We start from the raw sequence: 17,977 nt of genomic DNA, 5'->3' as shown, positions 1-17,977 counted from the left end.
GCTGAATCCCTTTGTTTCCGCCAAAGGGATAGCTTTACATGGGCTAAATGCTTAGAATTTGCCCGCTAAAACATAAAACGGATAAATCGCTTGGAATTGCTTTATACCACCCTACTCTATCTTATTCAGCCGCTGGTCTGGCTGCGACTGCTGCTGCGCAGCCGTAAGGCACCCGCCTACCGCAAACGCTGGGCTGAACGTTATGGCTTTTGTCAGAACAAGGTAGCGCCGGATGGGATTCTGCTGCATTCCGTTTCCGTGGGTGAGACGCTTGCTGCCATCCCGCTGGTACGCGCCCTGCGCCACCGTTATCCTTATCTGCCGATCACCGTCACCACCATGACGCCGACCGGCTCCGAGCGCGCGATGTCCGCGTTCGGCAAAGACGTTCACCACGTCTACCTGCCTTACGACCTCCCCTGCGCGATGAACCGCTTCCTCAACACCGTGCAGCCGAAGCTGGTTATCGTGATGGAAACCGAGCTGTGGCCGAATATGGTCGCCGCTTTGCACAAGCGTAAAATTCCGCTGGTTATCGCTAACGCCCGCCTCTCCGAGCGCTCGGCGAAGGGCTATGCCAAACTGGGCAAGTTTATGCGCAGCCTGCTGAGCCGGATTACGCTTATCGCCGCGCAGAATGAAGAAGACGCCAGCCGCTTTATCTCCCTCGGGCTGAAGCGCAACCAGCTGGCGGTCACCGGCAGCCTGAAGTTTGATATTTCCGTTACGCCGGAGCTGGCCGCACGCGCCATCACCCTGCGCCGCCAGTGGGCGCCGCACCGCCAGGTGTGGATCGCCACCAGCACCCACGACGGTGAAGAGCAAATCGTTCTGCAGGCGCATAAAAAGCTGCTGGAAACCTTCCCTGACCTGCTGCTGATCCTCGTCCCTCGCCACCCTGAACGCTTCGGCGACGCGCGGGAGATGGTGCAGAAAGCGGGTATGAGCTTTACCCTGCGCAGCACCGGCGAAATCCCGTCAAATAGCACCCAGGTGGTGATTGGCGATACCATGGGCGAGCTGATGCTGCTGTACGGCATTGCCGATCTCGCCTTTGTCGGCGGCAGCCTGGTCGAGCGCGGCGGTCATAACCCGCTGGAGCCAGCGGCGCACGCCATCCCGGTCCTGATGGGCCCGCACACCTTCAACTTCAAAGATATTTGCGCCAAGCTGCAGCAGGATGATGGTCTGATCACCGTGACCGACCTCAATTCACTGGTCACCCAGGTTTCTAACCTGCTGACCGACGAAGATTACCGCCTGTGGTACGGCCGTCACGCGGTGGAAGTCCTGCATCAAAACCAGGGCGCGCTCTCCCGTCTGCTACAGTTACTGCAACCCTATCTGCCACAGCGGAGCCACTAATGTCGACCCGACTGTCCGTCGTGATGATCGCCAAAAACGCGGCGGATCTGCTGCCGGACTGCCTGGCGTCGGTAAACTGGGCCGATGAGATAGTGCTGCTGGATTCTGGCAGCAGCGACGACACCGTCGAGCTGGCGCGCAGCCTGGGCGCTCAGGTCTACATCAACACCGACTGGCAGGGCTACGGCGTTCAGCGCCAGCGCGCCCAGGATTACGCCACCGGCGACTATGTGCTGATGATTGATACCGACGAGCGCGTCACCCCGGAGCTGGCACAGTCCCTGCGCCAGGCGCTGGCGGCGCCAAAAGAGGACGCGATCTACAGCATTGCCCGGCGGAACTATTTCCTTGGCCGCTTTATGCGCCACAGCGGCTGGTATCCCGATCGCGTGATGCGCCTGTACCCGCGCCTTGGTTATCGCTATAACAATAATCTGGTACACGAATCCCTCGACGCCAAAGGCGCGCAGATTATCGAACTGACCGGCGACCTGCTGCATCTGACCTGCCGCGACTTCTCCGGCTTTCAGCAAAAGCAGCTGGCCTACGCCACCGCCTGGGCGCAGGAGCGTCATCAGAAGGGGAAAAAAACCTCGCTGATGAGTATCTTCGGCCATACGCTGGGGGCATTTGTGAAAACGCTGCTGCTGCGCGGCGGCGTGCTGGATGGTAAACAGGGCTGGCTGCTCGCCGTGGTCAACGCGCAGTATACGTTTAATAAATACACCGAGCTGTGGGCGCTGAGCCGCGGCTACTCGGAGAGAGTGTAATTATGAGCACAAAAGCGATTTATCCGGGTACCTTCGACCCTATCACCAACGGTCATATCGATATCGTCACCCGCGCGGCCAGCATGTTTGACAAAGTGCTGCTGGCGATTGCCGCCAGCCCGAGCAAAAAGCCGATGTTCAGCCTCGACGAACGCATTGCGCTGGCGCAGCAGTCAACCGCGCACCTGGTCAACGTTGAGGTCATTGGCTTTAGTGATTTGATGGCCAATTTCGCCCGCGCGCAGCAGGCCAACATTTTGATTCGCGGCCTGCGGGCGGTGGCGGATTTCGAATACGAGATGCAGCTGGCGCATATGAACCGCCATCTGATGCCGACCCTCGAAAGCGTCTTCCTGATGCCGTGCAAAGAGTGGTCGTTTATCTCCTCATCGCTGGTCAAGGAGGTCGCGCGCCATCAGGGCGACGTTTCCCACTTCCTGCCGGCTAACGTGCACCAGGCGCTGCTGAAAAAGCTCTAATCTTTGCGCTTTCGGGGCGATGCCCTACTTCTGACACTGGCGACAATAAAACGTCGCCCGCTGGGCGTGCTTGCTGGCGATAATCGGCGTACCGCAGGTACGGCAAGGCTCGCCTTTGCGTCCGTATACCTGCAGCTCCTGGGCAAAATATCCCGGCTTACCGTCGCTTTGCAGGAAATCCTTCAGCGTGGTACCGCCCTGTTCAATCGAGCGTAGCAGCACGGCTTTAATCACCTTCACCAGCCGCTCGCACTCTTCATGCGATAGCGACGATGCCAGCCGGTCGGGATGGATCCCGGCGGAAAACAGCGATTCGCTGGCGTAGATATTGCCGACGCCCACCACCAGCTTGTTATCCATCAGCCAGGGCTTAATGGCGGTTTTCTTTTTCGCGCACCTCAGCTGCAGGTAAGCGCCGTTGAAATCGTCGCTCAGCGGCTCTGGCCCGAGATGCGCCAGCGCAGGATGTCCTTCCAGCTCTTTGGTCCAGAGCCAGGCGCCAAAGCGTCGAGGATCGGTATAGCGCAGCACCTTGCCGTTGCTCATCACCAGGTCGACATGGTCATGCTTCTCTGCGGGCAGCTCTTCGCTCAGAATGCGCAGGCTTCCTGACATGCCGAGGTGAATGATAATCCAGCCGCCCGGCAGCTCCAGCAGCAGGTATTTAGCGCGTCGACGTACGCTGAGCACCGGCACGTCGCTCAGACGGTAGATCTCTTCAGAAACCGGCCAGCGCAGGCGTCCATTGCGGATAGCGGCGTGCAGAATAGTAGCGCCAACCAGATGCGGTTCAATCCCGCGCCGGCTGGTTTCCACCTCAGGTAGTTCAGGCATAGCGTCTCCGGCTGTATTGCAGATGTCTTTATTATGGGGATGGCCAGAAAACAAAAAACCCCGCCAGGGCGGGGTTTTTTTTACATCGAAGCTAAAATTATTTGATTTTAGCTTCTTTGTATAAAACGTGCTGACGGACAACTGGATCGAACTTTTTCAGTTCCAGTTTTTCCGGCTTAGTACGCTTGTTCTTCGTGGTGGTATAGAAGTGACCAGTACCAGCAGAAGAAACCAGCTTGATTTTCTCACGAATACCTTTAGCCATGATTTATTTCCTCTTAGTACTTAGTACTTTTCGCCACGGGCACGCAGTTCGGACAGAACTGTATCGATGCCTTTCTTATCAATAACACGCATACCTTTAGCAGATACGCGCAGGGTGACAAAACGCTTTTCGCTCTCAACCCAGAAACGGTGAGAGTGCAGGTTCGGCAGGAAACGGCGTTTGGTCGCGTTCAGTGCGTGGGAACGGTTGTTACCGGTCACCGGACGCTTGCCAGTAACTTGGCAGACTCGGGACATGTCTATTCTCCAAAAATCAAATTAGCTCGAGCTTCGTATGGGGTATTGGCGCCTCGTCAGGCTTTACAGCCCGGTCATCGCAGTTCTACACGTCATTCTTCATGCCGCCTTGATGCAACCTGAAGAGTGGGTGTCTAAGTGAACCATCGATTGCCAGGCCCAAATGCCAAACCCGAGATTCTCAAAGGTGGCGTAGTATACGCTGACTCGGCGATGTGCTCAAGTCCCGAACAGACAAAGATCCCGCAGGATCGCGTGATCGGGGCTAAATCCAGCCGCGCTCGGCAAAAGATACGTACGCACCGCGGCCGATAACAAGGTGATCGAGCACGCGTATATCCATGAAACCACAACACTTTATCACTCTTTCGGTAATCAACCTGTCGGCCTTACTCGGCTCGGGGCTACCGGATGGATGATTATGTGCCAGGATCACCGCAGCGGCGTTCACTTTGATGGCTTCGCGTACAATTTCTCGCGGATGCACCTCAACGTGGCTAAGAGTACCAGAAAAAAGCCGGCTATGTTTCAATACCCGATTCTGATTATCTAAAAAGATCACCATAAAGATCTCCCGCTCCTCGTCCATCAGCTGGCTTTGCAAAAATTCCCGCGTCATCAGCGGCGTTACCAGAGAAGGTTCTTCAACTATCCGTCGGCTAAAATAGCGCCGCGCCAGCTCGGCGACGCCTTTTAGCTGGGCGAACTTCGCGAGACCTATGCCGTCGATCTTGTCAAACTGCACCTTGTCCGCCGATAGCAGGCCGTATAGCGAGCCAAAGCGCGCGAGCAGGTCGTGCGAAAACGTCATCACGTCCTGCTCGCGGGTGCCGGTACGTAAAAATAGCGCCAGCAGCTCAACGTCCGACAGCGCTTCGATACCGTAGAGCAGCATTTTTTCCCTTGGCAGCAGGGGTTCCAGTAAGTCCATCGCAGCCTCTCTTTTCCAGTGCGCCCCGCATTCTGACATAGCCTTTCGCCGCTTCCGACGGCCGGCTTTTACCCGTGCGTAGCGGCTCGCAAAGTCAATTCCAGGCAGGCGCACGACGCCGACGGGATTGTGGTAAGATGCGCGAATTCTGGTGTACTCCAACAGGAAAAAATCATGATGAGTCTGGCTGGTAAAAAGATCGTTCTCGGCGTCAGCGGCGGCATCGCTGCCTACAAAACGCCTGAACTGGTACGCCGCCTGCGCGAGCGCGGCGCCGACGTACGGGTCGCCATGACGGAAGCCGCGAAGGCCTTCATTACGCCACTCAGCCTGCAGGCGGTGTCAGGTTATCCGGTTTCCGATAGCCTGCTCGACCCGGCAGCAGAAGCCGCGATGGGCCACATTGAGCTGGGAAAATGGGCCGACCTGGTTATCCTCGCCCCCGCAACCGCCGATCTGATCGCCCGCGTTGCTGCCGGCATGGCGAACGACCTGGTCTCCACTATCTGCCTCGCGACGCCGTCTCCGGTCGCCGTGGTGCCCGCCATGAACCAGCAGATGTATCGCGCCGCCGCGACGCAGCATAATCTTGAGGTCATCGCCTCACGCGGCCTGCTGGTCTGGGGCCCGGACAGCGGAAGCCAGGCCTGTGGCGATATCGGCCCGGGCCGAATGCTGGATCCGCTGACCCTCGTCGATATGGCGGCCGCACATTTTTCGCCTGTCAAAGATTTGCAACATCTCAACATCATGATTACCGCGGGCCCCACCCGCGAGCCGCTGGATCCGGTACGCTATATCAGCAATCAAAGCTCCGGTAAGATGGGCTTCGCTATCGCTGCCGCTGCGGCAAAGCGCGGTGCCAACGTCACGCTGGTCAGCGGCCCGGTTTCGCTACCGACGCCGCCTTTCGTGCAGCGGGTTGACGTCACCACCGCGTTGGAAATGCAGGCCGCGGTCGACGGTAGCGTTCGGCAGCAGCATATTTTTATTGGCTGTGCGGCCGTCGCCGACTACCGCGCCATCAGCGTTGCTGAGAAAAAAATCAAAAAGCAAGATGATGAATTAACAATAAAAATGATCAAAAACCCGGATATCGTTGCCGGGGTCGCTGCGCTAACGGATAGCCGACCTTACGTCGTTGGGTTTGCCGCCGAAACGAATAATGTGGAAGAATACGCGAGGCAAAAACGCGACCGCAAAAATCTCGATCTGATCTGCGCCAATGATGTATCTAAGCCAAATCAGGGATTTAACAGCGACAGCAACGCATTACACCTTTTCTGGCAGGATGGAGATAAGCGCTTGCCACATGAGCGCAAGGAACTCCTGGGCCAATTATTACTCGACGAGATCGTGACCCGTTATGATGAAAAAAATCGACGTTAAGCTTCTGGACCCGCGCGTTGGCAAGGAGTTTCCGCTGCCGACCTATGCCACCTCCGGTTCTGCCGGACTTGACCTGCGGGCCTGTCTCGACGCCGCCGTAGAGCTTGCGCCGGGCGCAACCACCCTGCTGCCAACCGGCCTGGCTATTCATATCGCCGATCCGTCGCTGGCGGCGGTCATCCTGCCGCGCTCCGGACTGGGCCATAAGCACGGCATCGTGCTGGGTAACCTGGTCGGCCTTATCGATTCCGACTATCAGGGGCAGCTGATGGTTTCCGTCTGGAACCGCGGCCAGCAGAGCTTTACTATTGAACCCGGCGAGCGCATTGCTCAAATGGTATTTGTACCCGTCGTACAGGCGGAATTTAACCTGGTGGAAGATTTTGACACCACCGAACGTGGCGAAGGTGGCTTTGGTCACTCAGGGCGCGCATAGGCCCGTCCACACAAAACCCGCATTCCAAAGCGCAATAATGCAATAACATCGCCGCAAATGACCGTTTGCGGCCGCTTTGTGGATGTCTGCCTGACAAGTGCTTATTTTCAGGGGTATTTTAAAACATGGCAGAAAAACAAACTGCGAAAAGGAATCGTCGCGAGGAAATACTTCAATCTCTGGCGCTAATGCTTGAATCCAGCGATGGTAGTCAACGTATTACTACGGCGAAACTGGCGGCGTCCGTCGGCGTGTCCGAAGCGGCGCTGTACCGTCATTTTCCCAGCAAAACCCGCATGTTCGATAGCCTGATTGAGTTTATCGAAGACAGTCTGATTACGCGCATCAATTTGATTTTAAAAGATGAGAAAGACACATCCGCGCGCCTGCGCCTGATCGTGCTGTTGATTCTTGGGTTTGGTGAGCGTAATCCTGGGCTGACGCGAATTCTGACCGGCCACGCGCTGATGTTTGAACAGGACCGCCTGCAGGACCGGATCAACCAGCTCTTTGAACGCATTGAGGTTCAGCTACGCCAGGTCATGCGCGAGAAGAAAATGCGCGAAGGTGAAGGCTTCGTCACCGACGAATCTTTGCTGGCCAGCCAGCTGCTGGCGTTCTGTGAAGGCATGCTGTCGCGCTTTGTGCGCAGCGAGTTTAAATATCGTCCGACGGACGATTTTGACGCCCGCTGGCCGCTGGTCGCCTCACAGCTGCAGTAATCCGAAGCCCGGAGGCTTAACGCCCCGGGCTTTGTTACCTATACGCCAAACTCTTCGCGATAGGCGCGTACCGACGCCAGATGTTCGGCCATCTCCGGCTTCTCTTCCAGATAGCTAATCAGGTCCTTGAGGGTGACGATAGAGATCACCTTGCAGCCGTAATCGCGCTCAACTTCCTGAATCGCGGAAATTTCGCCGCGACCGCGTTCCTGACGATCCAGAGAAATCAGCACGCCGGCGAGCTCAGCCCCGTTGGCCTGGATAATCTCCATCGATTCGCGAATCGCCGTGCCTGCGGTTATCACATCGTCGACCAGCATGACGCGACCCTGCAGGGCGCTGCCAACCAGATTGCCGCCTTCGCCGTGCGTTTTGGCCTCTTTGCGGTTAAAGCAGTAGGGTAAATCCAGGTCGTGGTGTTCAGCCAGCGCAACCGCCGTGGTGGTCGCAATGGGAATGCCTTTGTAGGCCGGGCCAAACAGCAGGTCAAAATCAATTCCGGAGTCGACCAGCGCCTCTGCATAGAAACGGCCCAACAGTGCCAGATCGCGCCCGGTGTTAAACAGGCCGGCGTTGAAGAAATAGGGGCTCTTGCGCCCGGATTTCAGCGTAAATTCGCCAAACTTAAGAACCTGCTTGTTAAGCGCAAACTCAATAAACTGGCGCTGATATGGTTTCATGGATTCGCTCCTCATCATGCTTTCTATGGATCTACGGACAAAAAAAAGGCGACTTCTCAGTCGCCTTAAAAACTAGTTTTCCAACGCCGCCTTCTGCGTCGTGACAATGGATTCGATCCCCCCTCTGGCCAACGCCAGCAGAGTCAGGAGCTCTTCGTGGGTAAACGGCTCGCCTTCCGCCGTGCCCTGCACCTCGATGATGCGACCGTCTTCGGTCATCACCACGTTCATATCGGTTTCCGCTGCGGAATCTTCCACGTACTCCAGATCGCAAAGCGCCTCGCCGTTGACGATGCCGACGGAAACGGCAGCAACCATGCCTTTCATCGGGTTGGTTTTCAGCTTACCGGCGGCGACCAGCTTGTTCAGAGCGTCGGCCAGCGCCACGCAGGCACCGGTGATTGATGCGGTACGAGTGCCGCCGTCGGCCTGTAGCACATCGCAATCGAGAGTAATGGTGAACTCGCCAAGCGCCTTCAGGTCTACCGCAGCGCGCAGCGCGCGGGCGATAAGACGCTGGATTTCCATGGTACGACCGCCCTGCTTACCTTTGGCAGCTTCACGCGCATTACGGGTATGCGTCGCGCGCGGCAGCATGCCGTATTCTGCGGTGATCCACCCCTGGCCCTGGCCTTTCAGAAAGCGCGGCACGCCTTCATCAATCGACGCGGTGCACAGCACTTTGGTGTCACCAAATTCGACCAGCACGGAGCCTTCTGCGTGTATGGTATAGTTACGGGTCAGGGTTACGGGACGCACCTGATTAGCGCTACGGCCTGCTGGACGCATGATGTTCTCTCCGGCTTGAAACGAATATGGCTGCGCATTATACGGATAATGCTTGCTTATTCCTATCCTGATAAGGCCCTGAAAGCTATAATCCCCCCACTCTCCTTTAAAAACAGGAACGTCTATGATCCGCAGTATGACCGCCTATGCCCGTCGTGAAATTAAGGGCGAATGGGGCAGCGCCGCGTGGGAACTGCGCTCGGTAAACCAGCGCTACCTGGAAACCTATTTCCGTCTGCCGGAGCAGTTCCGTAGCCTGGAGCCCGTGGTGCGTGAGCGTATTCGTGCGCGTCTGACCCGCGGCAAAATCGAATGTACCCTGCGTTTTGAACAGGATCCCAGCGCTCAGGGTGAGCTTATCCTGAACGAAAATCTGGCAAAGCAGCTGGTCAACGCCGCTAACTGGGTAAAAATGCAGAGCGACGAAGGGGAAATTAACCCGGTTGATATCCTGCGCTGGCCCGGCGTCATGGCCGCTCAGGAGCAGGATCTCGACGCCATTGCCTCCGATATTCTCACCGCACTGAACGGCGCGCTGGACGACTTTATCGTCGCCCGCGAAACCGAAGGTCAGGCGCTGAAGACGCTTATCGAACAGCGCCTGCAGGGCGTCAGCACCGAAGTCGGCAAAGTTCGCAGCCATATGCCGGAAATCCTGCAGTGGCAGCGCGAGCGCCTGGTCTCCAAGCTGGAAGACGCGGAAGTCCAGCTGGAAAACAACCGTCTCGAACAAGAGCTGGTGCTGATGGCGCAGCGTATCGACGTTTCCGAAGAGCTGGATCGTCTGGAAGCGCATGTCAAAGAGACCTACAACATTCTGAAGAAAAAAGAAGCCGTTGGCCGCCGCCTGGACTTTATGATGCAGGAGTTCAACCGCGAGTCGAACACCCTGGCGTCGAAATCGATTAATGCGGAAGTCACCAACTCTGCCATCGAGCTGAAAGTGCTGATTGAGCAGATGCGCGAGCAGATTCAGAACATCGAGTAACCGCAGGCACCTCGATTAAAGGCTGGTTTTACCAGCCTTTTTTATTCCTTCAATTCAGAACCTGTACTTTCCGTCCAGTATCCGACAGGTGATAAAAGCGCCCGCAGCGCACAGCAGCGTGGGGGCCAGATAGCTATGGTCCATATGGGTAAACTCCATCACCAGCGCAACCGCCGTCAGCGGCATCTGCATTGACGCCGCCAGAAAAGCCGCAGCCCCAACCAGCGCAAAGCTGCCGGCGTCGCCGCCGGGCACCAGCTGCTGCCAAAGCATACTCAGCAGCAGGCTCACCAGGCCTCCCACCACCAGGCCAGGGGTCAACAGTCCTCCCTCCGCACCGCCGCGCAGCACCGCCAGAATAACGATCGCTTTCAGGGCCAGAAGCACCAGCGCGCTATGCCATCCCAGCCCGTCACCGATCGCAAGCTGCATCGGGCCTTTGCCATTGCCGGGCAGCTGCGGAAAATAGAGGCTCAGCCCGGCAAGAAGGGTAAACGCCAGCAGGCAAAATAACGGCATCTGCCAGTTTGTCCTGACCCGCGCACGCGCGGCGCTGGTTGCCTGACGAAACAGCCACGCCGCCGCGCCAAGCAGCGGGCTGACGATTATCGCCCACCACATAAACGCGTGCGGGAGCGCCCCGGAGATAAAATGGTACTGGGACTCATCCCCCAGCCCGAGCGCTGCCGTCCAGGCAGCAACGGCCGACGTCACCACGGCCGCCAGCGTTTTCTCCCAGCTAAACGACAGCAGCATCACTTCAAGGGTGAACAGGGCGCCAGCCAGCGGCACGTTATATACCGCCGCCAGCCCGGCACCGGCGCCGCAGGCAATCAGCGTGCGGGTCTCATCGCCGTGCAGGCCCATTCTGCGCGCCACGATACCGGCCCCCAGCGCCCCCATCTCTCGCGGAGCAACCTCCCGACCGAGCGGGGAGCCCAGCGCCACGGTAACTATCTGCAGCAGGGCGTGCAGGGTTGTCGTACCCGCCGGCATCGGCACCGCGGGCGAGGCGACGGCGGCGGAAATCGATACCCGCTTCTGACCGTAGCGACCTAGCAGCCACCAGCCAAATCCGGCAATCGCGCCGCCGGCGACAATGGCCGTAAAGCGTCGGGGCCAGGAGGCGTCCGTTACGCCCTGTAAAAACGACTCCGTGCCGATAAGACGATCGAGGCTGTATCCAAAAGCAAGGTGCTGAATAGCGTGCAAAATCATCGCCAGAACCATTCCCGACAGGCCGGCAAGGACCCCGGTCAGAACGACGGCCGCCAGGCGCAGCAGGTAGTTTTTCTCGCCGGTTACTCCGGTCATATTCTTAGGCCCTGAAAGAGGAAAATAAAATGATAAGGGTAGCGAGTTAAATATTACGTATTTGTCGCGTATATTCCTGACCAGCACCGGCCCGACCTTAATCATTACTTTTTCTAATCTAAAAATTAAAATAAAAAACCTGATAACCCCGTAGATAAAGGCCATAGAGATAATCAGATATTATTTTTTAAAGGCGTAACTCGTTCACCTTAGAAAATCTCAGTCGTGATCCTGCGCACAAATCGCTAACCTGCCCGCTCTCATCGTGGGGGATCTATGCTGCTTCATATTCTGTATTTAATTGGTATTACCGCGGAAGCGATGACCGGCGCTCTGGCGGCCGGACGCCGTCGTATGGATACCTTTGGCGTTATCATTATTGCGACCGCCACCGCGCTGGGCGGCGGGTCGGTGCGGGATATTCTGCTCGGCCACTATCCTCTGGGCTGGGTCAAGAACCCGGAATACGTCATCATTGTTGCCGTCGCCGCGGTGCTCACCACGATTGTCGCACCGGTTATGCCCCACCTGCGTCGGCTGTTTTTAGTCCTCGACGCCCTCGGCCTGGTGGTGTTTTCAATCATCGGCGCGCAGATTGCCCTCGATATGGGAGAAGGCCCGGTTATCGCCTCTATCGCGGCGGTCATCACCGGCGTATTCGGCGGCGTGCTGCGGGATATGTTCTGTAAGCGCATCCCGCTGGTGTTCCAAAAAGAGCTGTACGCCGGGATCTCTTTTGCCGCCGCCATTCTGTATATCGCCCTGCAGCACTATGTCAGCAGCCACGACGTGGTGGTCATCGCCACCCTGCTGTTTGGCTTCACCGCGCGCATGCTGGCCCTGCGCTGGAAGCTGGGTCTGCCGGTCTTCCACTACAACCATAACGCGCACTGATCGGACTAAAACCCGGAGATACCCTGCCCGCTGAGCCACTGCGCCAGCGCGGCAACGTCCGGATGCCGCAGAAAGGCCACCAGCTGACGCGCTTTTTCATCCCCCACTCCCGGCAGGCGCCGCCACTGCTCTTCGCTGCGCGCCAGCAGCTGCGACCAGCCCTCTCCGGCCAGGCCCGCCATCGCCGGCTGCGGCACCGGCACTCCCAGAGCCTGCACCCAGCGCAGAAAGGGCTGCTGGCGGGCAAGGTTAAACTGATGCCAGAGCCTCTGACCGCGTCGCGCAGAGATCCCCGGGACTGACTGCAGCTGCTGAGGGGTAAACGCCAGCCATGAAAAAAGGTGCTCCATACGCAGAGAGTGATGGACGGCGCGCCACGCGGACTCACCGACGCTGCCGAGGTCCAGTACGGGCTTTGACGACAGCCAGACCAGCCTTGCAAGAAACTGTCCGCCGCACTCGGGGGAGAAAAAATAGCAGGTCAGGGCGTTAAAATGCGCCGGAGGCGGTTGAGGCTTGCTGCGCTGGGCCGTTCGCCACACTACGCTATCTATCCGCGGGATCCCCTGTCCCGCCAGGCTGATTTGCAGCTGATCGCCAATCGCAATATCCAGGCTTTGCCAGCGGGCCACCGACCCTACGCTCACGCGCTTAACCTGCTTATCGTCCAGCTGCTGCGGTTCGAGCCCTGCCACCACGGCAATTTTCCCGCTACGCCCGACGTAAAAGCGAAGGTCGCGCACCTCCATGATGCGGATGGCCGGGGGATACTTCCACGCCGCGACCCAATCCCCCAACCCCGGTGACCAGAAGCGCCCGGCAGGCTCCTTCCCAAGGCGTACGACAACGCCATCGGTAGCAAAAGGTAGCGCTGACGTTAACCAACGTTCACGCCAGCGCGCAACCTGCTCCACGTCCGCCACCGGTTGAGAAAAGCCGCGGCTTTCGCTAAACCCGGCCTGCTGCAGCAGAGCCTGCCGTTGACGCATCTCCTTGGGCCCATCCGGCCATGCCCAGATAAAGACGCCCAGACTCGCTAACGATGTCGACATATCCCGCCGCATCATGGCGCCAGCGACCGTCGCCCGGGCGTTCACTCCCCCCATCCGCTTCTGGATATGTCCGGCGCGGCGCAGAAAAAGCTCCCCCTGCAGCACGCTGTTTGCCAGCGCGCCCTTCGTCACCCTCGGCACGCCGGGAATCTGCCGCACTTTGGCCGTCCAGTCTTCACCGGCTCGCCCATCTCCCCGGCTGATGGCCTGCACCAGCCGTCCGCGGCGGTAAACCAGCGTCACCGCAACGCCATCCACCTTTGGCTGCACCCACAGATCGGTTTTGCCCCGCATCCAGCGCGCCACATCGGCTTTTTCCGCCAGCTTACGCACGCCAGTGTGGGCAACCGGATGCCGCATCTCGCCCCGGGGCGGCGGTAAATCATCGATTATTGGCGTTTTGATGGCAAAACAGCGCCGCCACTCGACTAACCGGGCGAAAAGCCGATCGTAGACGTCATCAGCGACTTCGCTGCTGCCGCGCAGCCAGTAGTCGTTTTTCCACCCGGCAACCTGCTGATTGAGGCGGCTGACCTCCTGTTCGGCCTGCGCCTGCGTCCACGCGGGGCAGGCCGACTGGCCGTATCCCGCCGTTATCCCTATGCCTATCGCCCAAAGCCATTTTCGCACTGTGCTGCCCTCCTTTTTGCCCACCGGCATTCTGCCGCCGCCGGGGCATCACCGGCGATAAGGGCTTTTCCGTGCCTCGATCCAGCTTCCAGGGTTTGTCGTTGATTGCGGCAACGCACAGAGAAATCAGGGAAACGGCAGGCAAAATGAAAGAAACAGAGGGAAAAAGTGTGACAGGGACTACGTCACAGCGCGGCGGCGTGTATAATAGGCTCGTATGTAGTTTCTCTTTCGACCATCACATACAAAAGACTCTCATGGCTCAAGGCACGCTTTATATTGTTTCCGCCCCAAGTGGCGCGGGTAAATCCAGCCTGATTCAGGCTTTATTAAAAACCCAACCGCTGTACGACTCTCAGGTCTCTGTTTCGCATACCACGCGCGCGCCGCGTCCTGGCGAAGTGCACGGTGAACACTATTTCTTTGTTAATCACGACGATTTCAGAACGATGATTGGTAAAGACGCATTTCTTGAGCATGCGGAAGTCTTTGGCAACTATTACGGCACCTCGCGCGAAGCGATCGAGCAGGTACTGGCAACCGGCGTTGATGTCTTCCTCGATATCGACTGGCAGGGCGCTCAGCAAATCCGTCATAAAATGCCGGGGGCGCGCAGCATTTTTGTTCTGCCGCCGTCCAAAGATGAGCTTGACCGTCGCCTGCGTGGCCGCGGCCAGGACAGCGAAGAGGTGATCGCGAAACGTATGGCGCAGGCTGTTGCAGAAATGAGCCATTACGCGGAATATGATTACCTTATTGTGAATGATGATTTTGATACCGCCCTGGGCGATCTGAAAAACATTATCCGCGCCGAACGTCTGCGCATGAGCCGCCAAAAGCAGCGACATGGCGCTTTAATCACCAAACTGTTGGCAGACTGAACCCACATTCAGTATCATGCCCAGTCATTTCTTCATCTGTGGAGCATTTTAAGTATGGCACGCGTAACTGTTCAGGACGCTGTAGAGAAAATTGGTAACCGTTTTGACCTGGTACTGGTCGCCGCGCGTCGCGCTCGTCAGATGCAGGTTGGCGGAAAAGATCCGCTGGTAGCGGAAGAAAACGATAAAACTACCGTTATCGCACTGCGCGAAATCGAAGAAGGTCTGATCAACAACCAGATCCTCGACGTGCGCGATCGTCAAGAACAGCAAGAGCAGGAAGCCGCTGAATTACAAGCAGTGACCGCTATTGCTGAAGGTCGTCGTTAATAACGCAGCGGGTCGCCCTTGTATCTGTTTGAAAGCCTGAATCAGCTGATTCAAAACTACCTGCCGGAAGAGCAAATCAAGCGTCTTCGGCAGGCGTATCTCGTTGCACGTGACGCTCACGAGGGTCAGACACGTTCAAGCGGTGAACCCTATATCACGCACCCGGTAGCGGTAGCCTGTATTCTGGCCGAGATGAAACTCGACCACGAAACGCTGATGGCCGCCCTGCTGCATGACGTGATTGAAGATACCCCCGCCACCTACCAGGACATGGAGCAGCTCTTTGGTAAAAGCGTTGCCGAGCTGGTAGAGGGGGTATCAAAACTTGATAAGCTCAAGTTCCGCGATAAGAAAGAGGCGCAGGCCGAAAACTTTCGCAAGATGATTATGGCGATGGTGCAGGATATCCGCGTCATCCTCATCAAGCTTGCCGACCGCACCCACAACATGCGCACCCTGGGCTCACTACGCCCGGATAAACGCCGCCGCATCGCCCGCGAAACGCTGGAAATCTACAGCCCGCTGGCCCACCGTTTAGGTATCCATCACATTAAAACCGAGCTCGAAGAGCTGGGCTTTGAAGCGCTGTATCCCAATCGGTATCGCGTCATTAAAGAAGTCGTTAAAGCGGCGCGCGGCAATCGTAAAGAGATGATCCAAAAGATCCTCTCCGAAATCGAAGGACGTTTACAGGAAGCGGGGATCCCCTGTCGCGTCAGCGGTCGCGAGAAGCATTTGTACTCCATCTACTGCAAAATGGTGCTCAAAGAGCAGCGTTTTCACTCGATCATGGATATCTACGCCTTCCGCGTGATTGTCCACGATGCCGACACCTGCTACCGCGTGCTTGGCCAGATGCACAGCCTCTACAAGCCGCGTCCAGGGCGGATGAAAGATTACATCGCCATTCCGAAAGCGAACGGCTATCAATCTTTGCACACCTCGATGATCGGCCCGCACGGCGTCCCGGTTGAGGTACAGATCCGTACCGAAGACATGGACCAGATGGCGGAGATGGGGGTTGCGGCGCACTGGGCCTATAAAGAGCACGGCGGCGAGAGCAGCACTACCGCGCAAATCCGCGCCCAGCGCTGGATGCAGAGCCTGCTGGAACTGCAGCAGAGCGCAGGCAGCTCGTTTGAATTTATCGAGAGCGTCAAATCCGATCTGTTCCCGGATGAGATTTACGTTTTCACCCCGGAAGGGCGCATTGTCGAACTTCCCGCCGGTGCGACGCCGGTGGACTTTGCCTACGCGGTGCATACCGATATCGGCCACGCCTGCGTTGGCGCGCGCGTTGACCGCCAGCCCTATCCGCTGTCGCAGCCGCTCTCCAGCGGCCAGACGGTAGAAATCATTACCGCACCGGGCGCGCGTCCGAACGCCGCCTGGCTGAACTTTGTCGTCAGCTCGAAAGCGCGCGCGAAGATCCGCCAGCTGTTGAAAAACCTCAAGCGCGATGACTCCGTCAGCCTCGGCCGCCGGCTGCTCAACCACGCCCTCGGCGGCAGCCGCAAGCTGGCAGAGATCCCGCCAGAGAACGTTCAGCGCGAGCTTGAGCGCATGAAGCTGGCGACGCTGGACGATCTGCTGGCAGAAATCGGCCTCGGCAACGCGATGAGCGTGGTGGTTGCCAGAAACCTGCAGCAGGGAGAGACCGTCTCCGCGCCGGCGCAAAGCTCATCGTCGTCAGGCCACGGACATCTGCCGATTAAAGGCGCCGACGGCGTGCTGATTACCTTCGCCAAGTGCTGTCGCCCGATTCCCGGTGACCCGATTATCGCGCACGTCAGCCCCGGCAAAGGCCTGGTCATTCATCACGAGTCCTGTCGTAACATTCGCGGCTACCAGAAAGAGCCCGAGAAGTTTATGGCCGTCGAGTGGGATAAAGAGACCGCCCAGGAATTTATCACCGAAATTAAGGTGGATATGTTTAACCACCAGGGCGCGCTGGCGAACCTCACGGCCGCGATCAATACCGCCGCTTCCAATATTCAAAGCCTGAATACGGAAGAAAAGGATGGCCGCGTGTACAGCGCCTTTATTCGCCTTACCGCGCGGGATCGCGTGCATCTGGCGAATATCATGCGCAAAATTCGCGTGATGCCGGACGTGATAAAAGTCACCCGTAACCGAAACTAGCCTTATACACAAAATCATTCGGGCCAGGTCGCAAAACGCGCCAGCGTTTTGCACAGCGCTTGCGCTGGTCCCGAAAGGCGAGGCTGTAAGCCGGGGAGCCAGCGGCTCACGCCGAGGCAATTTGAAGGATGAAGTGTAATGAATTCACAGCGTTATGCGCGTATTTGTGAGATGCTCGCCAGGCGTCAGCCTGACCTGACGGTCTGCATGGAGCAGGTCCACAAACCTCATAACGTCTCTGCGGTTGTTCGTACCGCAGACGCCGTTGGCGTGCACGAAGTGCACGCTATCTGGCCCAGCAGCCGTATGCACACCATGGTCGCCGCCGCCGCGGGCAGCAACAGCTGGGTACAGGTCAAAACGCACCCTACCATTGGCGACGCCGTCGGTTACCTAAAGGACCAGGGCATGCAAATCCTCGCCACCCATCTTTCGGATAAAGCCGTCGACTTTCGTGAAATCGACTACACCCGGCCCACCTGTATCCTGATGGGCCAGGAAAAAACCGGCATCACCGCGGAAGCCCTGGCGCTGGCGGACCAGGAGATCGTGATTCCGATGACGGGCATGGTGCAGTCGCTCAACGTCTCCGTCGCCTCCGCCCTGATTCTCTATGAAGCGCAGCGCCAGCGGCAGAACGCAGGCATGTATAAACGCGAAAACAGCATGCTGCCGGAAGAAGAGCAGCAGCGCCTGCTGTTTGAAGGCGGCTATCCGGTGCTGGCAAGAGTGGCAAAACAGAAAGGCCTTCCCTATCCCCACGTCAACGGCCAGGGCGAAGTCGAAGCCGACGCCGCGTGGTGGGCCACAATGCAGGCAGCGAGGTAAA

20 protein-coding genes are annotated in these 17,977 nt (G+C 57.8%); 12 read left to right on the top strand and 8 right to left on the bottom strand.

Annotated features, from left to right (window positions below; all coding sequences use genetic code 11):
• Positions 1 to 90: 90 nt before the first annotated feature.
• The 3 genes from waaA to coaD are packed head-to-tail and all read left to right on the top strand — an operon-like array spanning position 91 to position 2,614.
• Positions 91 to 1,365, top strand: coding sequence for a lipid IV(A) 3-deoxy-D-manno-octulosonic acid transferase (gene waaA, locus M2416_RS15815; protein WP_259225634.1), 1,275 nt, complete (start codon positions 91 to 93; stop codon positions 1,363 to 1,365).
• Complete coding sequence (locus M2416_RS15810) at positions 1,365 to 2,135, top strand: glycosyltransferase family 2 protein (RefSeq protein ID WP_076946285.1); 771 nt, start codon at positions 1,365 to 1,367, stop codon at positions 2,133 to 2,135. Before waaA ends, M2416_RS15810 begins: the two co-directional genes overlap by 1 nt.
• Before the next feature lie 2 nt (positions 2,136 to 2,137).
• Positions 2,138 to 2,614, top strand: coding sequence for a pantetheine-phosphate adenylyltransferase (gene coaD / locus M2416_RS15805; RefSeq protein ID WP_041143223.1), 477 nt, complete (start codon positions 2,138 to 2,140; stop codon positions 2,612 to 2,614).
• Positions 2,615 to 2,638: 24 nt separating this feature from the next.
• On the opposite strand, the gene mutM is transcribed toward coaD, so the two are convergent.
• From mutM to radC, 4 genes are all read right to left on the bottom strand, one after another.
• The gene (gene mutM, locus M2416_RS15800; protein WP_076946286.1) at positions 2,639 to 3,448 is read right to left on the bottom strand and encodes a bifunctional DNA-formamidopyrimidine glycosylase/DNA-(apurinic or apyrimidinic site) lyase; all 810 of its coding nucleotides are present in this window, start codon (positions 3,446 to 3,448) and stop codon (positions 2,639 to 2,641) included.
• A gap of 97 nt (positions 3,449 to 3,545) precedes the next feature.
• Positions 3,546 to 3,713, bottom strand: coding sequence for a 50S ribosomal protein L33 (rpmG, locus tag M2416_RS15795; RefSeq protein ID WP_003024094.1), 168 nt, complete (start codon positions 3,711 to 3,713; stop codon positions 3,546 to 3,548).
• Positions 3,714 to 3,733: 20 nt separating this feature from the next.
• A complete protein-coding gene (rpmB, locus tag M2416_RS15790) occupies positions 3,734 to 3,970 on the bottom strand; it encodes a 50S ribosomal protein L28 (RefSeq protein WP_002436699.1) in 237 nt (78 codons plus the stop codon).
• Between the two features lie 265 nt (positions 3,971 to 4,235).
• On the bottom strand, positions 4,236 to 4,901 hold the full coding sequence (gene radC, locus M2416_RS15785; RefSeq protein WP_041143225.1) for a RadC family protein: 666 nt from the start codon (positions 4,899 to 4,901) through the stop codon (positions 4,236 to 4,238).
• 177 nt (positions 4,902 to 5,078) lie between these two features.
• On the opposite strand from radC, the gene coaBC reads away from it, so the two are divergent.
• The 3 genes from coaBC (at position 5,079) to slmA (ending at position 7,448) form a co-directional block, all read left to right on the top strand.
• A complete protein-coding gene (coaBC, locus tag M2416_RS15780) occupies positions 5,079 to 6,290 on the top strand; it encodes a bifunctional phosphopantothenoylcysteine decarboxylase/phosphopantothenate--cysteine ligase CoaBC (RefSeq protein WP_259225810.1) in 1,212 nt (403 codons plus the stop codon).
• Positions 6,268 to 6,726: a dUTP diphosphatase gene (dut, locus tag M2416_RS15775; protein ID WP_041143227.1), complete on the top strand. Its 459-nt coding sequence runs from the start codon at positions 6,268 to 6,270 to the stop codon at positions 6,724 to 6,726. Before coaBC ends, dut begins: the two co-directional genes overlap by 23 nt.
• 125 nt (positions 6,727 to 6,851) lie before the next feature.
• Entirely contained in the window at positions 6,852 to 7,448 is a 597-nt protein-coding gene (slmA, locus tag M2416_RS15770) for a nucleoid occlusion factor SlmA (RefSeq protein WP_076946288.1), read from the top strand.
• A 38-nt stretch (positions 7,449 to 7,486) separates the two neighbouring features.
• Here slmA and pyrE read toward each other — a convergent pair whose 3' ends face one another.
• On the bottom strand, positions 7,487 to 8,128 hold the full coding sequence (pyrE, locus tag M2416_RS15765; protein WP_041143229.1) for an orotate phosphoribosyltransferase: 642 nt from the start codon (positions 8,126 to 8,128) through the stop codon (positions 7,487 to 7,489).
• A 72-nt stretch (positions 8,129 to 8,200) separates the two neighbouring features.
• On the bottom strand, positions 8,201 to 8,917 hold the full coding sequence (rph, locus tag M2416_RS15760) for a ribonuclease PH (RefSeq protein WP_041143230.1): 717 nt from the start codon (positions 8,915 to 8,917) through the stop codon (positions 8,201 to 8,203).
• A 124-nt stretch (positions 8,918 to 9,041) separates the two neighbouring features.
• Between rph and M2416_RS15755 the strand changes: the two genes are divergently transcribed.
• Positions 9,042 to 9,905: a YicC/YloC family endoribonuclease gene (locus M2416_RS15755; protein ID WP_041143231.1), complete on the top strand. Its 864-nt coding sequence runs from the start codon at positions 9,042 to 9,044 to the stop codon at positions 9,903 to 9,905.
• Between the two features lie 54 nt (positions 9,906 to 9,959).
• On the opposite strand, the gene M2416_RS15750 is transcribed toward M2416_RS15755, so the two are convergent.
• Positions 9,960 to 11,219 (bottom strand): chloride channel protein, encoded by a 1,260-nt coding sequence (locus M2416_RS15750; RefSeq protein WP_259225632.1) that lies wholly within the window; start codon positions 11,217 to 11,219, stop codon positions 9,960 to 9,962.
• Positions 11,220 to 11,495: 276 nt separating this feature from the next.
• On the opposite strand from M2416_RS15750, the gene M2416_RS15745 reads away from it, so the two are divergent.
• Positions 11,496 to 12,113 (top strand): trimeric intracellular cation channel family protein, encoded by a 618-nt coding sequence (locus M2416_RS15745; protein ID WP_041143233.1) that lies wholly within the window; start codon positions 11,496 to 11,498, stop codon positions 12,111 to 12,113.
• A gap of 5 nt (positions 12,114 to 12,118) precedes the next feature.
• Here the strand turns inward: M2416_RS15745 and ligB are convergent, their stop codons facing one another.
• Entirely contained in the window at positions 12,119 to 13,795 is a 1,677-nt protein-coding gene (ligB, locus tag M2416_RS15740; protein ID WP_259225629.1) for an NAD-dependent DNA ligase LigB, read from the bottom strand.
• Positions 13,796 to 14,052: 257 nt separating this feature from the next.
• On the opposite strand from ligB, the gene gmk reads away from it, so the two are divergent.
• From gmk to trmH, 4 genes are all read left to right on the top strand, one after another.
• Positions 14,053 to 14,676, top strand: coding sequence for a guanylate kinase (gmk, locus tag M2416_RS15735; protein WP_041143234.1), 624 nt, complete (start codon positions 14,053 to 14,055; stop codon positions 14,674 to 14,676).
• 54 nt (positions 14,677 to 14,730) lie between these two features.
• Positions 14,731 to 15,006, top strand: coding sequence for a DNA-directed RNA polymerase subunit omega (rpoZ, locus tag M2416_RS15730; RefSeq protein ID WP_006817787.1), 276 nt, complete (start codon positions 14,731 to 14,733; stop codon positions 15,004 to 15,006).
• A gap of 18 nt (positions 15,007 to 15,024) precedes the next feature.
• Entirely contained in the window at positions 15,025 to 17,148 is a 2,124-nt protein-coding gene (gene spoT / locus M2416_RS15725) for a bifunctional GTP diphosphokinase/guanosine-3',5'-bis pyrophosphate 3'-pyrophosphohydrolase (protein WP_041143235.1), read from the top strand.
• A gap of 138 nt (positions 17,149 to 17,286) precedes the next feature.
• Entirely contained in the window at positions 17,287 to 17,976 is a 690-nt protein-coding gene (gene trmH, locus M2416_RS15720) for a tRNA (guanosine(18)-2'-O)-methyltransferase TrmH (RefSeq protein ID WP_041143236.1), read from the top strand.
• Position 17,977: the final 1 nt, after the last annotated feature.

Origin of the sequence: Klebsiella sp. BIGb0132 (assembly GCF_024810075.1) — a bacterium.
Classification (GTDB): Bacteria; Pseudomonadota; Gammaproteobacteria; order Enterobacterales; family Enterobacteriaceae; genus Klebsiella; species Klebsiella terrigena.
This window is presented reverse-complemented; position numbering and strand designations above follow the sequence as displayed.

Bases quoted from the DNA above. Each gene is read 5' to 3' on its own strand.
- M2416_RS15745 (WP_041143233.1), top strand. From the start codon at position 11,496: ATGCTGCTTCATATTCTGTATTTAATTGGTATTACCGCGGAAGCGATG.
- trmH (WP_041143236.1), top strand. From the start codon at position 17,287: ATGAATTCACAGCGTTATGCGCGTATTTGTGAGATGCTCGCCAGGCGT.
- slmA (WP_076946288.1), top strand. From the start codon at position 6,852: ATGGCAGAAAAACAAACTGCGAAAAGGAATCGTCGCGAGGAAATACTT.
- mutM (WP_076946286.1), bottom strand. From the start codon at position 3,448: ATGCCTGAACTACCTGAGGTGGAAACCAGCCGGCGCGGGATTGAACCG.
- M2416_RS15810 (WP_076946285.1), top strand. From the start codon at position 1,365: ATGTCGACCCGACTGTCCGTCGTGATGATCGCCAAAAACGCGGCGGAT.
- M2416_RS15755 (WP_041143231.1), top strand. From the start codon at position 9,042: ATGATCCGCAGTATGACCGCCTATGCCCGTCGTGAAATTAAGGGCGAA.
- coaBC (WP_259225810.1), top strand. From the start codon at position 5,079: ATGAGTCTGGCTGGTAAAAAGATCGTTCTCGGCGTCAGCGGCGGCATC.
- rpmB (WP_002436699.1), bottom strand. From the start codon at position 3,970: ATGTCCCGAGTCTGCCAAGTTACTGGCAAGCGTCCGGTGACCGGTAAC.
- M2416_RS15750 (WP_259225632.1), bottom strand. From the start codon at position 11,219: ATGACCGGAGTAACCGGCGAGAAAAACTACCTGCTGCGCCTGGCGGCC.
- dut (WP_041143227.1), top strand. From the start codon at position 6,268: ATGATGAAAAAAATCGACGTTAAGCTTCTGGACCCGCGCGTTGGCAAG.
- pyrE (WP_041143229.1), bottom strand. From the start codon at position 8,128: ATGAAACCATATCAGCGCCAGTTTATTGAGTTTGCGCTTAACAAGCAG.
- rph (WP_041143230.1), bottom strand. From the start codon at position 8,917: ATGCGTCCAGCAGGCCGTAGCGCTAATCAGGTGCGTCCCGTAACCCTG.
- rpoZ (WP_006817787.1), top strand. From the start codon at position 14,731: ATGGCACGCGTAACTGTTCAGGACGCTGTAGAGAAAATTGGTAACCGT.
- rpmG (WP_003024094.1), bottom strand. From the start codon at position 3,713: ATGGCTAAAGGTATTCGTGAGAAAATCAAGCTGGTTTCTTCTGCTGGT.
- gmk (WP_041143234.1), top strand. From the start codon at position 14,053: ATGGCTCAAGGCACGCTTTATATTGTTTCCGCCCCAAGTGGCGCGGGT.
- radC (WP_041143225.1), bottom strand. From the start codon at position 4,901: ATGGACTTACTGGAACCCCTGCTGCCAAGGGAAAAAATGCTGCTCTAC.
- coaD (WP_041143223.1), top strand. From the start codon at position 2,138: ATGAGCACAAAAGCGATTTATCCGGGTACCTTCGACCCTATCACCAAC.